Annotated in this window: 11 protein-coding genes; 4 read left to right on the top strand and 7 right to left on the bottom strand. The window is 42.2% G+C overall.

From position 1 onward, the window contains the following. Position 1: 1 nt before the first annotated feature. The 5 genes from MH117_RS05515 to MH117_RS05495 all read right to left on the bottom strand — a co-directional run bounded on the left by MH117_RS05515 (position 2) and on the right by MH117_RS05495 (position 9,340). Positions 2-2,062: a cyclic peptide export ABC transporter gene (locus MH117_RS05515; RefSeq protein ID WP_239327626.1), complete on the bottom strand. Its 2,061-nt coding sequence runs from the start codon at positions 2,060-2,062 to the stop codon at positions 2-4. A gap of 537 nt (positions 2,063-2,599) precedes the next feature. Next, complete coding sequence (locus tag MH117_RS05510; RefSeq protein WP_239327625.1) at positions 2,600-3,946, bottom strand: ABC transporter substrate-binding protein; 1,347 nt, start codon at positions 3,944-3,946, stop codon at positions 2,600-2,602. Between the two features lie 328 nt (positions 3,947-4,274). Further along, a complete protein-coding gene (locus tag MH117_RS05505) occupies positions 4,275-5,405 on the bottom strand; it encodes a sensor histidine kinase (protein ID WP_239327624.1) in 1,131 nt (376 codons plus the stop codon). Continuing rightward, a complete protein-coding gene (locus tag MH117_RS05500) occupies positions 5,398-6,087 on the bottom strand; it encodes a response regulator transcription factor (RefSeq protein ID WP_239327623.1) in 690 nt (229 codons plus the stop codon). The genes MH117_RS05505 and MH117_RS05500 overlap by 8 nt, the downstream gene beginning before the upstream one ends. A 151-nt stretch (positions 6,088-6,238) precedes the next feature. After that, entirely contained in the window at positions 6,239-9,340 is a 3,102-nt protein-coding gene (locus MH117_RS05495; protein ID WP_239327622.1) for a hybrid sensor histidine kinase/response regulator, read from the bottom strand. A 325-nt stretch (positions 9,341-9,665) separates the two neighbouring features. On the opposite strand from MH117_RS05495, the gene MH117_RS05490 reads away from it, so the two are divergent. The 3 genes from MH117_RS05490 to MH117_RS05480 all read left to right on the top strand — a co-directional run bounded on the left by MH117_RS05490 (position 9,666) and on the right by MH117_RS05480 (position 13,558). After that, positions 9,666-11,411 carry a methyl-accepting chemotaxis protein gene (locus MH117_RS05490; protein WP_239327621.1) on the top strand — a complete coding sequence of 582 codons (1,746 nt, stop codon included), beginning with the start codon at positions 9,666-9,668 and terminating at the stop codon, positions 11,409-11,411. A 337-nt stretch (positions 11,412-11,748) separates the two neighbouring features. Then, positions 11,749-12,849 (top strand): GerAB/ArcD/ProY family transporter, encoded by a 1,101-nt coding sequence (locus MH117_RS05485; protein WP_239327620.1) that lies wholly within the window; start codon positions 11,749-11,751, stop codon positions 12,847-12,849. A 346-nt stretch (positions 12,850-13,195) separates the two neighbouring features. Beyond that, on the top strand, positions 13,196-13,558 hold the full coding sequence (locus MH117_RS05480; RefSeq protein ID WP_239327619.1) for a nuclear transport factor 2 family protein: 363 nt from the start codon (positions 13,196-13,198) through the stop codon (positions 13,556-13,558). 477 nt (positions 13,559-14,035) lie between these two features. On the opposite strand, the gene MH117_RS05475 is transcribed toward MH117_RS05480, so the two are convergent. Continuing rightward, positions 14,036-14,656 carry a bifunctional transcriptional activator/DNA repair enzyme AdaA gene (locus MH117_RS05475; protein ID WP_239327618.1) on the bottom strand — a complete coding sequence of 207 codons (621 nt, stop codon included), beginning with the start codon at positions 14,654-14,656 and terminating at the stop codon, positions 14,036-14,038. 195 nt (positions 14,657-14,851) lie between these two features. Between MH117_RS05475 and MH117_RS05470 the strand changes: the two genes are divergently transcribed. After that, positions 14,852-15,760 (top strand): alpha/beta fold hydrolase, encoded by a 909-nt coding sequence (locus tag MH117_RS05470; RefSeq protein WP_239327617.1) that lies wholly within the window; start codon positions 14,852-14,854, stop codon positions 15,758-15,760. Positions 15,761-15,863: 103 nt separating this feature from the next. Here the strand turns inward: MH117_RS05470 and MH117_RS05465 are convergent, their stop codons facing one another. Continuing rightward, on the bottom strand, positions 15,864-16,586 hold the full coding sequence (locus MH117_RS05465) for a DUF1361 domain-containing protein (protein WP_239327616.1): 723 nt from the start codon (positions 16,584-16,586) through the stop codon (positions 15,864-15,866). Positions 16,587-16,609: the final 23 nt, after the last annotated feature.

The raw sequence follows: 16,609 nt of genomic DNA, 5'->3' as shown, positions 1-16,609 counted from the left end.
GTTATAAGGAATACTCCACTCGCTTGTCGCGCACATTGCCAGTACGAGATGTGATCAGGCCATGCTCCAGCTTGATTAATTGGTCAGCATGGTCAAAGTACCGATCATCATGCGTAATACAGATTACACAAGTACCATGCTGCTTCATATCAGGCAGTAGTACTTCATAAAAGAACTGCCGGTATTCAGGATCCTGATCAGCAGCCCATTCGTCCAACAAGCAGAATGGGCGATCTTCCAATAAGCAGATTAGCAAGGCAAGACGCTTCCGCTGCCCCGTGGATAATAAGGTTGTACTGAAGCGATCCGCTTCCAGCGTCACTTTGCCTTCCAGACCAAGCAATCGAATATATTCAGGCAGCCGTTCGGCAACCCACCCTTTATCCAAGCCATATAAACGATCAAATAAATGGAAATCGCTAAAAACGGCGGAGAAGCTTTGACTAAGCTCATCGGGTGATATCCCTTGTCCATTCATGACTACTCTGCCTTCATCAGGTGCATACAGCCCTAAAATCAATTTTGCCAAAGTAGACTTGCCGCTGCCGTTTCCTCCCGTAATAAAGGTGATCTCCCCGCTGTTAAAAGTACAGTTGAACGGACCAACGGCGAATGGTTCGGCCTGTTGACTAGGGTAACTGAAACGAACACCTTCCAGTTCAAGCCTGTAATTGCCACGCACCACTTCACCTGCATCATCTGATTCTTCCAGCTCTGTAATACTTGCTTCTAGCAAACGCAGCCTTCTCCAACTGACTCGAAAGTGCATAAATTCTGGAATAGTATTTAATACAAATGAAACATGTCCTGTCATATACAGAAAAATAAATACATAGTCCCGCAGCACTTCATCTGATCCACCTGGAAACAACAATGGAAATACAAATACAACTGAACCGATTACCAACATGAACATAAGCTCACCTGTCAAAATAACTTTCGCATACATAAGACCGCTAGTCGTCCGCTTGTCACTGTATGCTTGACATGAAGCCGTTAATTCTTGTTCAAATTGATGTTTTTTGCCTCGGTGAAGTGAAAGCTCTCGGAAGCCGGAAACCAGTTCCTGCACAAAACGAAAAAATACATTTTGCAGGTCCCTTGTTTCTTCCCATAACCGGTTAGCTCTTTGTCCCACTGCGAAGTACAATAGGGAGCTGAGCACGACAACACCAAGTGAAAACAAAAAACCATACATATCCAGCCAGCCCAAGTATACGAAGCCAAACAATATGATCATCATGCTGGTTGATACCGTCACAATCAGATTCGCAAAATTGCTGACGACCTCAACATCGTTATTGAGACTTGTTAATATTTTTTCACGGCTGATCTGTTCAAATTGCTGATAACGTGTTCGTGCCAGCTGAGCCAGCATCCGGGTTCGTCTCTCGTAAACGATCCGGTTTGTTAGCCGAATCATTAAGGCTCGCACGATCCGCTGTGCTAAAAAATAAGACGCAAGCGCCAGTCCAAAACAAAGAAAGAGAGCTTGTTTGGCGGAGGCCTCGACTACTACTGCTTGGTTAACGATAAAAATAATAAGTGAGTTCGTCAGCCCACTTGTAATGCTCAACAAAATGAGTGGAAGGTAGGTCTTGAGGTGAGGGGTGGGACGTGTACTGGAAAAAAAACTGTTTGCGATAAACACCGTTATTGCAGCAGCGCACCACCCAACTGCTTCTGCTACTTGGGTAGGCAAGGTTACGACAAACTGACTCCAATTATTGTTGGTAACGCTTCCATAATACGGAATAAGAATTGTTGATGCGCCAATCCATATGCAGCCCGTGATGACGATCCACCACCAACGCCCCCTGATTGACTCTTTGTCTACTTCGTTACGTCGCCAGCGGATGTAATCTACAACATTTCTGAACAACATATACAGCCCCGCAACCATCATGATTACGGTAACCGTCTTGACGAGCCATGCCGCTTGCAGCAGCCGAGGTTCATAAAAGTCAGCTGAGGCATACGAAATAGGAATAGGCATCAACAAGCTGGCAAGCAGCAGCGACATGACCTTACGGACACCCGAGCGGCGTAAGTTGTCATTCATAGGCAGTATCCTTTCGATGCGAATTCCATCATCACTTCATTAACGCAGGCAAATTGAAAAGCGCTTTCACTTTAAAAATATAGATAGATTTCTGTCTGTCTGATACCGCTGAACAATGACTGGAAAACAAGATTAACGATGTCGTTAAAAGGGGGCTCTTGATGAATTCAGCCCAAAATGTGAGAACATCGTCTACTACCAACTTAATGCCCCTTGGACAAAAAAAAAATACTCAAATCTTTGAGTATTTAAACAGTAATGCCCATAGTTCTCATTTTCCTCTATCAGATGAAGCTATACGATATGATTGATAGACCTTATTTTAATCCCCATGTACTTCAGTCATCCCTTTGGTTATCTAACATCCATATTGGAATTATCCAGTGGGTAATTATTTTCCATGAATTTTTTAATGTTTATCTGTCATTCTTTCATATCATTCGATAGGATCAAAGCTTAGATGCTTCCAATACTTCAAATACTTCAAATACGGCAACATCTATAATATTGTACTATTTATGTATAGCTCTATCGTCCTTACTCTTTTAAGTAAGTGTTAACCCGGTTCTGTATTAATTGTGCGACTTCCTTAGCTGACTTATGTCCACTGAAGAAAAATGGGGCTTCCGTGTATATAATAGACAGTACTTTAGCATCCAACTCTTGCAAGTTATCTGCCGTGTTTATAACTGTTTTAAACTGATCAAACTGCTTTTCTGCTACTTGGGCTACTTTTCCATCTGCTAGTTTGTACGCTCCTTTCTTAACTTGTGCCTTCATGTCTTCCAGCTTTTTATCATTTAGAGATCGCAGCATCGAGAAGCCGTCTCGTTCGCTTAATAATTGTGCATCTTCTGACAGCAAGAATGCAATAAATGTCCATGCTTCCTCTTTAACTGCAGACTTGGCTTGTATGCCTAGTTCCAGTGGGAGAATAATACGTGCTTTGCCTGTCTCACCTTTAGCATGCGGTTTTTGTAAGAACTTGGGTTGTGAGAAATACATGTACGGTATCCTTATGAAATCGTCAGCCGAAGCCAGAATGTCAGAATAAAATAGTTGACTGCTCTCAGTAGTTGACTCATCCGTGATTACTTTATCTTTGTACATTTGCTGAACCTGCTCCATCATGTCTATAAAAACGGGGGAATCAAAGGAAGCTGTCTGGTTCTTGCGATTGACGAACTGAGAGTATCTATCAAACAACTGCTCCACCAGTGTAAGATCAGCAGGCTGTGCGGTCAACGCATAACGAGGTTCCTTTCCATCCTGTCCTGATAGCTCTACCAGCTTTCTTGCGGTCTGCTCAAATTGCTGCCATGTCCAGTTCTCGTCATCTATCGTTACACCTGATTGTAATAGAAATGCCTCATCTCCAACAAACGTTCTTAAAGAAAATGAGGCAGGTAGTGTATACAAGCCGCCGTCTTTTTTTAATGCATCGACAATGTTCATTTGTAAATCCTGCTGAGACAGTGTCTGATCCTGCTTAAGCTTCTCGTTCAAGTCTAGGAGCAGCTTTTTGCTCACATACTTGGCAGCAGGCAATCCACTTAATTCGATCAGATCTGCGCTTGTTCCGGCTAGCATTGCCACGTCAATAGATTTTTTATATTTATCCATTTCACCTGCTTCCCACTTCTCACCAGGCTTTTTAAACGATTTAATTTGCAAATCTATATGAGGATACTTTGCTTCAAATTTACGTTCCGCAGCCTCGTAAAAGGGCTCGGGCTCACTTATTGATAAGGTTACGATTACCTTTCCCTCTTTCGTGCTTGATTTTTCCTTCTTGTCATTATCCCTATCCCCACCAGTACCACAAGCCGTAATCATCATCAAGCACACACACGATATAGCCACTTCTATCCATTTATTTTTCATTTTTTTGTTCACTCCTTTTAATTGTGAGTATCAAACCAAAATCCCATGAGATGCCATTCTTTCATAGGTAGTAACATCGTCTTTTCTGTGAATGTTCTGTTTACTATATCGCGCTCTATTCAAAAATTAGCTTGATTACTTCCTCACTCAATTAATATTCGCTCAGTCAAGCTTCTCATATGACCCTCGTACTGGGTGAGGGAAAACAGATGGAGTCGCCTGAACATAAAAAAACTTCTTTTCTCACAGCGACTGCTTATCCTGATAAACAAAGGATAAAGATCACTGATTAAAAAAGAAGTGGGGTAAAAATAAAGTATTTCTTAAATTAGGGATGTGTTTGTTTCAAAGGTGATTCCAATATTTCGCTTGCCTGCGGCAATCGTACTTCAAAAACCGTACGAATAAGACTGCTTTGAGCTGTAATTATGCCCTGGTGCTGCGTAACTATATTCTTAGCGATAAACAGCCCGAGACCTGTGCTCTCTCCCTGGTGGCTGCGCGCCTTGTCGCCAATATAGAACATGTCAAAGAGATGAGGCAATTGCTCTGGGGGAATGAAGTTTCCGTAATTAATCACTTGAACAACTACCTCCCCTTCCATCCGATCCGCACAAATATCGATAAACTGTCCATCCGCGCCATAACGAATCGCGTTCATGAGCAAATTTTCAAATACTCGAGCCAGTAATTCCCCGTCACCTGTAATGTTCAAATGAGGCCTCACATCTAATCTGGCGATCAGCTGACTCTTTTCTAACATCGGATATAACTCTTCGTGCAACTGCATCAGCAGTTCACTCAAGTCAATCGGATGATGCTCAACTACCGACATCCCATAGCTCATTCTGGTAATTTCGAATAGCTCATCAACCAGCTTTTCCAACCGTTGGGATTTCGTATATGCGATCGTAGCATAATGCTGAACTTGTACAGCGGTCAGTTGATCATCTTTTAAAATAAAATCCAAATAACCTAACACCGATGTAAGGGGCGTCCGCAAATCGTGTGCCAGATTCAATACAAGCTGATCCTTGCTGCTTTCCGCAAAAGCACCTTTTTCTACTGCCTGCTGCAGCTTCTCGCTTGCCAGATTCATGTCTTTCGCAATATCACCAAACTCATCACGGGAAACAAGATTAATTCTGCTATTAAAGTCCCCGTTGGCCAGATAGTGTATCCCTTTAGAAATTTCTTGGAAGTAGGCAACATAACGCCGCGTAAACATAAAGAAAAACAGAATGGAGAGTGGGATAAATATAAGTAAGAAAAAGTAGATATCACCCAATTCCCTCATAAAATAACGAATCGGGGTGAGTGGATTTTCTAATCTCACTTGCGTTGTATAATACAGTTGAAGCAGCTTGTAAAGCACGAAAGTAATAGTAGCGGATAAAAACATGCTCAGACTTAAATACAATATCATTTTAGTTCGAAAGCTGCGCCCTAGCTTAACCATTAAATGTATACCCCACACCCCAGATCGTTTTAATAAATTTATTTTTTTCTGCCCCAAGTTTTTTTCGCAGCGTTCGAATATGAACCATCACCGTATTTCCGCCTTCATAATAGGCCTCGCCCCATACCTGGTGGAAAATATGATCTGCACTGTATACTTTCTTTGGGTAACTCGCCAGTAAATACAAAATATCAAACTCTTTTGGCGTCAGTTCGATTGACTTTCCATATATATGTACCATCCTTTGATCGGGATAAATGGTTAAACCACCTACCTCCAAGACAGAATGACCGTCCGCTGCCGGCTGGCTGAGCTGCATATAACGCCGCAATTGAGCATTCACTCGTGCAACTAATTCCATCGGATTAAAGGGCTTGGTCATATAGTCATCCGCCCCTTTCACCAATCCCTCAATCTTGTCCAGATCGCTTGTCTTGGCGCTCAAAAAAATGATAGGCATTCGATGCCGCTCTCTAATTCGTCTAGTTACTTCATAGCCGTCCCACTTTGGCATCATAATATCCAATATAGCTAAATCAATAGCTTGCGTCTGTACAGCCTGAATAGCTTCCTGACCATCAGCCGCTTGAATACAATGGTACCCTTCCTTACGCAAGTGTAGCGCGATCAACTCAGCAATTTCCACATCATCGTCCGCAATTAGTATGGTAATAGGTTTCATGACAATTCATCCTCTGTATAAAGTTGGAATGTGTTATTAGATTAGCTTCATCGCCGTCTGACTCTCATCATGTATGCCAGTAAGATGCAAGGCTCCCGCACATGCAGTGTACTAAACGCTGAACATTATCTTATCCTTAACATAAGTACCGTTACGTGTTCCGCGGGATCACAAAAGAAAGCGTGGTTCCTACGTCTGGCTCGCTTTGGATAGATAAACCTTGTCCGTAAAGTTGTTTTAGTCTTCGATCCGTGTTGTAAAGTCCGATTCCTTTTTTGTTCGTTCTGTCACTGTCTAACACATTTGTTATAATCGCTTCATCCATGCCAATGCCATCGTCTTTGATTGTAAATGTAACATGGTTACCGACATCCGTAATTTGTATATGCACGGTTCCCCCTTTAAAACGGCTTAATATGCCGTGCTTAACAGCATTCTCTACCAAGGGCTGAATCGTCAGCGGAGGCAGCTGCAGCGCCATGTCGCTGTTCACCTCCCAGACGATATGCAATCTTTCGTCAAAGCGCTCCTTTTCAATATACAGATAGGATCGGACTAGATTAAGCTCATGTTCAAGCGGCACTAACTGCTCAGAGTTCCAAAAGTTAAAGCTGATCCGCAAGTAGGCACTAAATGCTTCGATCAGTTTGTGCATCTTAACCGTATCAATCTCGCTTAACGCCATAATGGAATTTAACGAGTTGAATAAGAAGTGAGGTTGGATTTGTGCTTGAAGATAAGCAGCCTCCATGCGCAGACGATCACTAACCGACTGCTTTAGCGTAATTAACGCCTTTACTCGGTACTTCAATTCGAGTGCGTCCACAGGCTTCGTTACATAGTCGTTGGCTCCTGACATAAATCCCGAGTATACGTCTTCCGCCTGACTACGTGCTGTCAACAATAAGATAGGTAGATCCGCTACTGAGAACCGAGTCCGCACACAACGGGTGAATTCATAACCAGACATGTGCGGCATCATCACGTCTGCAACAATTAAATCCCATTGCTTCGTATGAAGCAGTGCTAGCGCCTCTCGACCTGACAATGCCTTAGTAATCTCGTAGGGTTCCGAAGCTAATATGTTGCAAAGCACCTTGAGATTGACAGCATCGTCATCAATCACTAATATTTGCGCTTTGCTTGTAAGGACACCACAGGTGGTATCAGGCAACACAGTCTGCACAGAAGGCTTCATCTCCGAATCAGCAGCCAGCTCAAGATACGATGTTGGTTCTAGTTTGCTGCTTATCAGTTCTAATGCAGCATCTTCGAAGTCGACCGCATTGGGTGACAATGGCATCGTGAACGTAAATGTAGAACCTTTCCCAGGTACTGACTGCAAATAAAGCCGTCCGTCGTGCAGTTCTACCAGCTGTTTGCAAATATTAAGGCCAAGTCCTATTCCACCACCTGCGTTAATGTCTGCTCCACCTTGCTCGTATGGCTTAAAAGCACGTGCTTGCAGTTCCTTATCCATTCCAATGCCAGTATCCGCTACAGAGATATAAGCATATCGTTGTTTCGTATACGCAGAAATGGAGATGGTTCCTGTTTCCGTGAATTTAATCGCGTTGTGAAGCAAGTTAAACACAATTTGTACAAATCGTTTTTCATCGGCCCAGATACGAGGAAAATAATGAGAAATCTCCATTTTCACCTCAATTGGCTTGCCGTCCGTCATAAAATGAAGCATATCGATGACGCCTGACACAACAGATTGAATCCGTACATCAACAGGCTGTAATTGAATCCGCTTCTCTTGAAGCTGGGTCAAATCCAGAAGATCATTAATCATGTACGACATGCGTCTACTAATCGTAATAAGCAGTTCAAGATCATGCACACTTTTTTCTTGGATCGTATGGCGCTCATTAGCCACTACAGTTTGTGCAATATTCATTATACCGTGCAATGGTGTTCTTAGCTCATGCGATGTGCTGGCTAGAAATTCATCTTTCAACTTGTCTGCACGTTTAAGCTGCTCCGTCATTTTCGCGTTTTGTTCCGCATTACGATAGAATTGCTTAAACCAGAACGCAGAGAAGCCGATAATGGCCGCAAAAATATCCCATGGGTAAAATGTCATCTCTACCCACCCCTGACCTTTTGCAAGACCCCATACTACACTCGACGTGATACTCGCAGCCGCAAATGACAAATAAACAGCGTCTTTGTTATTTTTGAGCAGCGACCGTACAAACAGCACCAGCATCATAGTAATGGAAACAAGGCATAAAAAAGTAAAAATGAACTTGCTATAAATAATACTTTGGATGTCCGCCAACATCAAATAACAAGCGTATGCACCAGCGCACCTATACAACCAGCGGAAAGGAAAGCCAAATTGCTCTTCCAATAAGAGGTTTTTGGTCAATTCCAGTATAAACAAGGAGGTGCCAATATACGATAATAGAGCCAGCTTTATGCCCCACGTATAATTGATGGGCAGCCATATAAGCAATAGTTTATCATCATCTGCGGCAATCGCGATTGCCGCGCAAGCAAGCAGCAAGAAAAATGGAATCAGCGACTTTTGTTGACGATTAAAATAATACATAATACCTGCATATAATCCATGCAACAACAGCACAACAAAAATAATCAACTGAAAGCCGACAGCATATAATCGCTCATTGTCGATGGCTGCCTGTGAGCCAAATCTAATAGACTGGACAATCCCTCCATTAACTGGATTATCAAAATTCGCAACACGCACAATCAATACAATCTCACGTTCATCCTCTGCTATATAAGAGGAAGTGTATGATTTTGCCGCGGGCTTGTAAAGTTCCTTTTTATCGGATACGACTCCAAATGCCCCCACCTTATGCCCGTTTAATTCGATGTCAGAAGCGCTTTGAATGTTGTGCACCCACAGACCGTAAGGCTGATTCAACGAAGCTCCCGTCAATATCCGAAGCCGATAGGTGCCAAAGCCCATTGCTGTATTAGGGCTTGTCGGCATAGCATCATTCCATTTCCCTGGCACATGGAGATACTGAAGTGGCTTATGATCAGCTAGCTTGCCTGCTGGAGCGTGCTGTAACAATTGTTCCGGGTAGAACTCCCATTCTCCTTCCAATGAGATGGCTTTGTTATGTTCAATGTCCCAGTTTCTCAAATCAAGCACACCTTGAACAGCATGTGGTTGTTCTGGATTAGATTGAGAACTTAACCATACTAAGCGAAATCCAGTAAGTACAAGCAGAAATAATCCTGCCCAAATTAGCAGCTTATGATTTTGTCTCATCAGTATCAGATTCACTTTCCCCGCGAATAAATATAAGTTTGCATTTGCAGCTTCGATAAGCGGTATTTGTCAAGTTATCATTTCTACCAAAATTAAGCCCATAATAGCATAGTCGCAGAAAAATCAAAACAGAGGTTTAACGAAGATTGCTTTTAAGACAAGGAAAGCGATACCAAATCATGTATGAGTCTTATTAAAATTGATGTTTCCCCTCTTTCATATATGATATTTTTTTATTTCTGCTCTCAACTATTCATTTATAGGTTTTATCCTGCCGATATATGAGAAATAAACAACTTTTGTCGATACGAGGGGTGGATTTTCCATGAAACTGCAATTCAAGACAATAAGATCCAAATTGATTGTACTATGCTTATTCCTGTTAATTGTACCAACGGTTTTAATTGGGATAACAACCTATCAGACATCCAAAAATAAGCTCGATGAAGCAGGAAAAAATCAGCTTCAACACAGCGTCAAATCTATCATTGGTATGATCAACTTGATGAATGCCGAAGTGGTCGATGGAAAACTGACTTTGGAGCAAGCACAAGAGAAGGTTCGCAGAGAGTTATTAGGTTCTAAAAACGCCAACAATAAACGTCCGATCAAGCTGGAGTACACGGTTGGAAAAACTGGATACCCCTGGGCTGTAGATAAAAATGCGATCTCCGTATTAAATCCAAGCAACGAAGGGCAGGACCTAAAGCAATTCAAGTCTCAAGACGGCATATTATTAGGACAAGCGATCCTTAAAACAGGTACAGAAGAAGGAGGATTCCTTTCTTATCAATATAAACTTCCGGGTGATACCGATAAAATTGAAACGAAAATCTCATTTGTGCAGCTAGAACCTAACTGGGGTTGGATTATTGGCTCTGGCGCTTACGTATCAGAATTTAACAGCGGTGCTCAAGTTGTATTAGAACTAGTGATGTGGATTGGATCTATTGCTGTTATTGTAGGCGTTCTGGTCGTAGCATATTTCTCATCCCGCATTGCCAAACCGATTCAGTTAGTCGCGAGTCAATTAAATGTAGTGGCGACTGGTGATTTTACAGTTAAAGAAATCCAAAACAAGTCTGTTGATGAGGTAGGCAGTCTATCACGCGACTTTAATAATATGGTGAAGCAAATGCGGTTCTTTATTGGCGAAGTCGATTCGTCTACACAGCAGGTTGCTTCATACTCTAATGATTTGACTTTAAGTGCGGAACAAACTTCTAAGGCCACCGAGCAAATTACAATGTCTATTCAAGAATCTGCTGATGGTGCGGAAGAACAACAACAGGCCTTGGAGCAAACAACAACAGCACTTGATGAAATTGCGATCGGTATCCAACGAATAGCGGAAAGCTCCTCGACTATCGCGGAATCATCTGTGGATACTCGGGATATTGCAAGTCTTGGCGGCGTCGCGATCCAGGACAGCATTAGACAGATGAAATCGATCAGTACATCCGTTAACGATTCAAATGAAGTCATTCATCGTCTCGAACAGCGTGCTGCTCAAATTGATCAGGTGCTTGCGCTGATTCGGAATATTTCCAGCCAAACAAACCTGCTCGCGTTAAATGCCGGGATTGAAGCCGCACGCGCAGGTGAACATGGTCGAGGATTCGCCGTAGTTGCTGGGGAGGTCCGCAAGCTAGCAGATCAATCCAACCGTTCGACGGATGAGATTTCCAAGCTTATTGAAGAAATGCAAGCAGATATGAAACTATCCGTTCATACAATGAACAAAGTGAAGCAAGAAGTGGTATCAGGCATAGAGATCACAAATGAGACAGATCGCAGATTCCAAGATATATCCGTGTCCACTATTCGTATATCGGAGCAAATTGAAGAATTAGCAAGCATAACAGAACAAATATCGGCTAGCGTAGAGGAAATATCGGCAAGTGGCGAGAACGTGACCCATCTGGCTAAGCTCGCAGCCAGCAACACACAAGACATTGCCTCCTCAGCCGAGGAACAGCTTGCTTCTATGGAAGAAGTGTCAGGGTTAGCTACGAATTTATCTTCAATGTCAGCAGAATTGCAGAAATTAATCCAGCGATTTAAGTACTAGTCGATCTAATCGATTAAGTTCAAGTTCAGTCCATGCTTCATATTCTATTTACCTAAACAAATCGGCCTTTTCTGTGTCATCACAAGCTACTGTGAAACTAACATCAAGGTACAAATTGAAGTAAGGTGGTTCAGGGTTACTCCTGCCACCTTTTTTATTTGGCTGAATCTATAGCTCCACACACGCATATGACTTGACTCGCATATTAATCGGCCAACCTACACACACTGATATACAATGTTAAATCTAACTAATCCATAAAATGGTCTGACTCTACATCATTATGTCTGTTCAGAAAAAATATCCGCATACGATCAAGACCAAAAGGTGACGATTCATGAAAAAATCCGAGATTACACTTAGGCAATTCATCTTGCTCATACACGGAACACAGGTTGGAACAGGTGTGCTGTCACTCCCTAGAATGCTTGCAGAGACTGCTGGGACGGATGGATGGATTTCCATTATTTTCGGATGGATCATCAATTTGGTGTTGGGAATTGTGATCGTGTGGGTAATGGCGCAGTATCCACATGTTACATTTCCACAATTATTGACACGTTTATTCGGTAAGTTCATCGCCGCTCTAGTCATCATTGCACTGCTGTGTAATTTTGCCCTATCTTCCTGGAGTATCTTTGCTGATGCCATGTTGTACATAAAAGCATGGTTTCTTCCAATGACACAAACCCCGATCATAATGTGCCTTTTTATTGTTCCTGCACTCCTAACCGCTAAAAAGAGTATGCTAGTCGTCGCACAGTACAATGAATTTGTGTTTTTCTTTACGTTGTGGATGCCACTAATCATGCTTTTTCCGCTTGTAGAAGCGCAGCATATTCATCTGCTCCCAGTACTAAAAGAAGGATGGGTTCCAGTTCTGAAAGGTGTTGACAACACAACCGTATCATTCATCGGTAATGAAATTATTTTTTTGGTTTATCCGTTTCTGAAAAAAAAAGAGACTGCCGTGTACGGTGTTATGATTGGAAATACATTAACGATGTTATTGTATTTGTTTGTCACCCTTATCAGTTTTGCTTATTTTAGCCCTGATGAAGTCACCCAATATAGCCAGCCTGTCCTTAACTTATTAAAAGTCGTCGAGTTTCGGTTTCTAGAAAGAATTGATGTCATATTCCTGGCCCTGTATTTGTTTGTTGTATCCACTTCCTGGGTACCTTATGTCCACTCGACAGGCATATGCGCTGCGCAGCTTGTAAAAAGCAACAACCATTCGCCTTTTGTTCTCACTTTTGGCGTCCTTATTATTTTGTTGTCTGCATGGATAGAGCCCTCATGGCAGCAGTCCACTCAATGGATGAATTGGTGCAAGTACTCTGGCCTGATAGTAGCTTATCTACTCCCTATCATATTAATGCTGTACATAAAAGCTATCCAGCTAATGCCTGGCAGGTCGAAACGCTCTGAAGTGTAAGGGGTATTTGATGTTGATGCGTTGAGCATAACGTCCCACTTCGAATAGCCCGGAAGTCGCAAAGTCCTTCCGGGCAAGGCCGCTTATGAAAACGATGGATATTCAGCATTACTTGACTTTTGTACGGATACATCCATGTACAATCCTTGACCATGCAGGAGGTAACGGCTGACATTCAGTTATTAAAACTTTAATTATTTATCTAATAAATCAACAGCAAGGAATACGAGAATACAACGTCGAATAAGAAAAATATGCTGGTCGCCTCTTGTCTCTTTACTGTAAATGAGACAAACACCAGTCTTCGCCAAACATCTTTTTCTTTCTAAACAAATGGGGGGTTTTTGTGGATGAAACCATAATCATTGCTTGTGAAGACCGTCTTCGGACAGCAATGCTATCCAGCAATGTAGAAGTGTTAGATGAACTGATTGCTGACGACCTTATCTTCGTTAATCATTTCGGACAAATTTTATCAAAAGAAATTGATCTTGAAGCCCACCGTTCAGGAAACTTGAAAATTACTGAAATTGATATTTTGGACCAAAGAATTAGACTCTTTGATATGTTAGCCGTAACCGTTACACGAGTGACTTTAACTGGTATATTCGGAACTCCATTTGAAGGTGAGTTCTGTTACACTCGTGTTTGGCAGTGTCGTATCGGGAAATGGAAAATTGTCTCAGGTCATTGTAGTTCCGTAGCGTGATGCTCCAGTCATTGCCCTTCACAGGCAATTATAACAAGCTCCCTCGGTAACAATAGTTAAATTAACCGCCTTTCAGTGGGTGGTCTTCTTTTTAATTAAAAATCAACAATAAACGTAAACAGAGCCATTTAATTAAAAATATACACTTGTCGAATTTTCACATTTTCGTATCACATACTCGAAACGTCAGATTCCCACATCGAAAATCTTTAGTTACAATGTTGCGCTCAATAACGCCCACCACATGATTAATTTGAATTAATGAATTCAATCGACTCTTGAGTGTCTCTCACACTCATATTCAGAATAACGTAGACTATTGCCGTAAGCCCATTCATACGACTTGCATGTCCAAGTCTCTAAACAAGTCCACATGCAAGGAGACGTGTTCCTGCTCCGCAAAACACACGTCTCCTTTGTAATAGCTCTTATATTGTCGTATCTTGCATCACGATCAAATCTTACTTTCTTGATTTGTTATATTTCATACAATTTACGATACTCGGCAGGTGTATGTCCTATTCTCTTTTTGAAAAGGGTTATAAAATAAGGGATATTCGGAATACCCACCAACCTCGCAATATCCGATATGGATTTGTCCGTATGAATCAGATATTCGATCGCTGTTGTTATTCTCGTGCGCTGTGCATATTCGATCGGGGTCAGTCCCGTTATCCGTTTGAATGTTCTCTGCAAATGATAAGGGCTGCCATGACACATATCTGCCAGTACGGCAAGCGTTAATGTATCGCTGAAGTGGGCCTCAATGTAATGTGCAATCTGTTCCACCCACTCCTCGTCAGGCAGCCGCTGCCCTGTTGGCTTACATCGTTTGCATGGCCGGAAACCGGAAGCTGCAGCTTGTGCTGCATTTTGAAAAATACAGACATTTTCTTTTTTAGGAGGCCGTGATTTACAAGCGGGTCTGCAAAAAATGCCCGTTGTCGTAACCGCATAAATAAACTGCCCGTCATACGTTCCATCGTTTGTAATGATCGCTTGCCACTGCTCTTCAGCCAGCTTCGACAAGCTTGGGCCCAGAGTTTGTTTATGTGTAGAGCGATTATTTATATGTGAATGCTCTTTTGTATTTTTCATCTCATCACCTCCAAACACAGTATACCCCCAAATAAGACTTCTTGACTGCATTTTGGAATGTAAAAGCAAGATAGTAAAATAGTGAATGGTTATCTTTTGAAGGGCAGATAGCTCCTAAAACGTCCTATTTTACAGAAAGAAATGGACAATTATCTAAGCCATTCATTCTAATTCATGTAGGAGGTTATGACATTCATGATTAAAGCAGTAAAATCGTTGGCAGCGCTCGCGATGATGTGGTCATTTCTTGCGCTTGGTACAATTGCGCAGGCAGCCCCGTATAACACGTCTCTAGCGAGCAGCAAAGCTACTAGCAGTGAATTTCATGGGAAAATAAATCTAGGAGCTTACAGTCTTTATGTTAACCTGATGGGTGAAACACACGAGGATGTGCCTTCTGTCGTCTTTGACAGTGGTAATGGGGATGATTCTACCATTTGGAGTCAAGTAGCGCCGCAGATTTCCACCTTCACGCAGACGTTTACTTACGATCGTGTCGGCCTTGGGCAGTCAGATCAAGCTGCTGGCCTTGATCGCAGTGCCAAAGGTTCGGCAGAACGCCTTCACTCCTTATTACATAAAGCACAAGTGAAAGGCCCTTATCTGCTAGTCTCCCATTCCATAGCTGGGTTGTATGCTAGAGAATTCCAAGCCTTGTATCCTGATGAAGTGGCAGGTATCGTTTTTGTAGATTCAAGCTACGAAAACATGGAAGCCTCCCTGTTCCCAGCTCCCGACTTTACGGATACAGATCGTCGCAACATCATGGAGGCTGACTTGTCTAATGGCACAGGCGTGCCGATCGAAGGGAGTTATCATGACCTGTTAACTTCGTACCAACAAGTGGAGGCTGCACGTGCGCAGGATTCCTTACGGAATGTCCCCATTTCTGTGCTCACGGGAGGCAACCACGGTTACCCACCTAATTTTGGTAATATGGAACAACGCTGGGCTAACCTGCAGCTGAATCTGGCATCTCTTTCGAACTTTACAACACATCATATTGATCCCGATCATGGTCACTACCTTCATACGCAAAATCCTCAACTGGTCATACAACATATTTCAGATCTGATCCAATTGACAACTTACACACATAATTAATTATATAGACTCCAGCTTCATGACAAAAATCTCCATGATCAGGGAGGTACTATTGCTGTACCTTTCGACGATCATGGAGATCATAGATTCATACTCCTGCTGCCTATCTACCAACAGATAACCTATTAACTAATAAGTACAGCATCAAATAAATAATCATATGCGTGGTTCCAGATAGAATAGCAAACTGGATCGACTCCATATGCAGGTCTCTTGTCAGAATAGTCCACAAGTTACTAGGTTCTGTGATCAGATCCCAGCTATTCCAGCGAATGAATCTTCCAAGATAAATGGCGAATCCACTTAACAGCTGCATCAATGCCACCAACAGCCAGCTAAGCTGCCGATTCCATCTCTTAGCAATTAACTGCTGCAGAACATACATGGAGACAAAACTTAATATTACCGCTATAAACACACCGATAGCGATGGTATAAAAGTTGCTCCAAAGTGCCATATCTGAATTAAACAGGATTCGTGGTTGGCCCATGTAAGGAACGTAATCCGGATTCTTTATGATAAATTTCTCACTTTGAATATGGATCATATCCGTCACAACATAAGGTGCATTAGGATAAAACAAAAACCAAATAACAGCCAATCCACCGGTGTACACCTTACCTAATAGAGAAAACTTACTTCTCTTCACCCAGCCTTGACTGCGATATAGCAATATAGAAGCGTAAAACGGGATGGCGGCCAAGATCACATTCCAGATCATATACCCTTGACCCCCACGTTCAAATGCGGTAATCCAAATAAAGTACAAAAGAATGATAGCCGTGAACGGAATGACACTCGTTTTATTTGAAAATTGTCGCTCCAAAATAAAAGTTACCTCCTCATACG

The sequence above is a fragment of the Paenibacillus sp. ACRRX genome, assembly GCF_022346885.1.
Classification (GTDB): Bacteria; Bacillota; Bacilli; order Paenibacillales; family Paenibacillaceae; genus Paenibacillus_B.
This window is presented reverse-complemented; position numbering and strand designations above follow the sequence as displayed.

What these genes read in the sequence shown, in the direction of transcription:
- MH117_RS05505 (WP_239327624.1), bottom strand. Translation starts at nt 5,405, where the DNA reads ATGGTTAAGCTAGGGCGCAGCTTTCGAACTAAAATGATATTGTATTTA.
- MH117_RS05475 (WP_239327618.1), bottom strand. Translation starts at nt 14,656, where the DNA reads ATGAAAAATACAAAAGAGCATTCACATATAAATAATCGCTCTACACAT.
- MH117_RS05470 (WP_239327617.1), top strand. Translation starts at nt 14,852, where the DNA reads ATGATTAAAGCAGTAAAATCGTTGGCAGCGCTCGCGATGATGTGGTCA.
- MH117_RS05510 (WP_239327625.1), bottom strand. Translation starts at nt 3,946, where the DNA reads ATGAAAAATAAATGGATAGAAGTGGCTATATCGTGTGTGTGCTTGATG.
- MH117_RS05490 (WP_239327621.1), top strand. Translation starts at nt 9,666, where the DNA reads ATGAAACTGCAATTCAAGACAATAAGATCCAAATTGATTGTACTATGC.
- MH117_RS05495 (WP_239327622.1), bottom strand. Translation starts at nt 9,340, where the DNA reads ATGAGACAAAATCATAAGCTGCTAATTTGGGCAGGATTATTTCTGCTT.
- MH117_RS05485 (WP_239327620.1), top strand. Translation starts at nt 11,749, where the DNA reads ATGAAAAAATCCGAGATTACACTTAGGCAATTCATCTTGCTCATACAC.
- MH117_RS05515 (WP_239327626.1), bottom strand. Translation starts at nt 2,062, where the DNA reads ATGAATGACAACTTACGCCGCTCGGGTGTCCGTAAGGTCATGTCGCTG.
- MH117_RS05500 (WP_239327623.1), bottom strand. Translation starts at nt 6,087, where the DNA reads ATGAAACCTATTACCATACTAATTGCGGACGATGATGTGGAAATTGCT.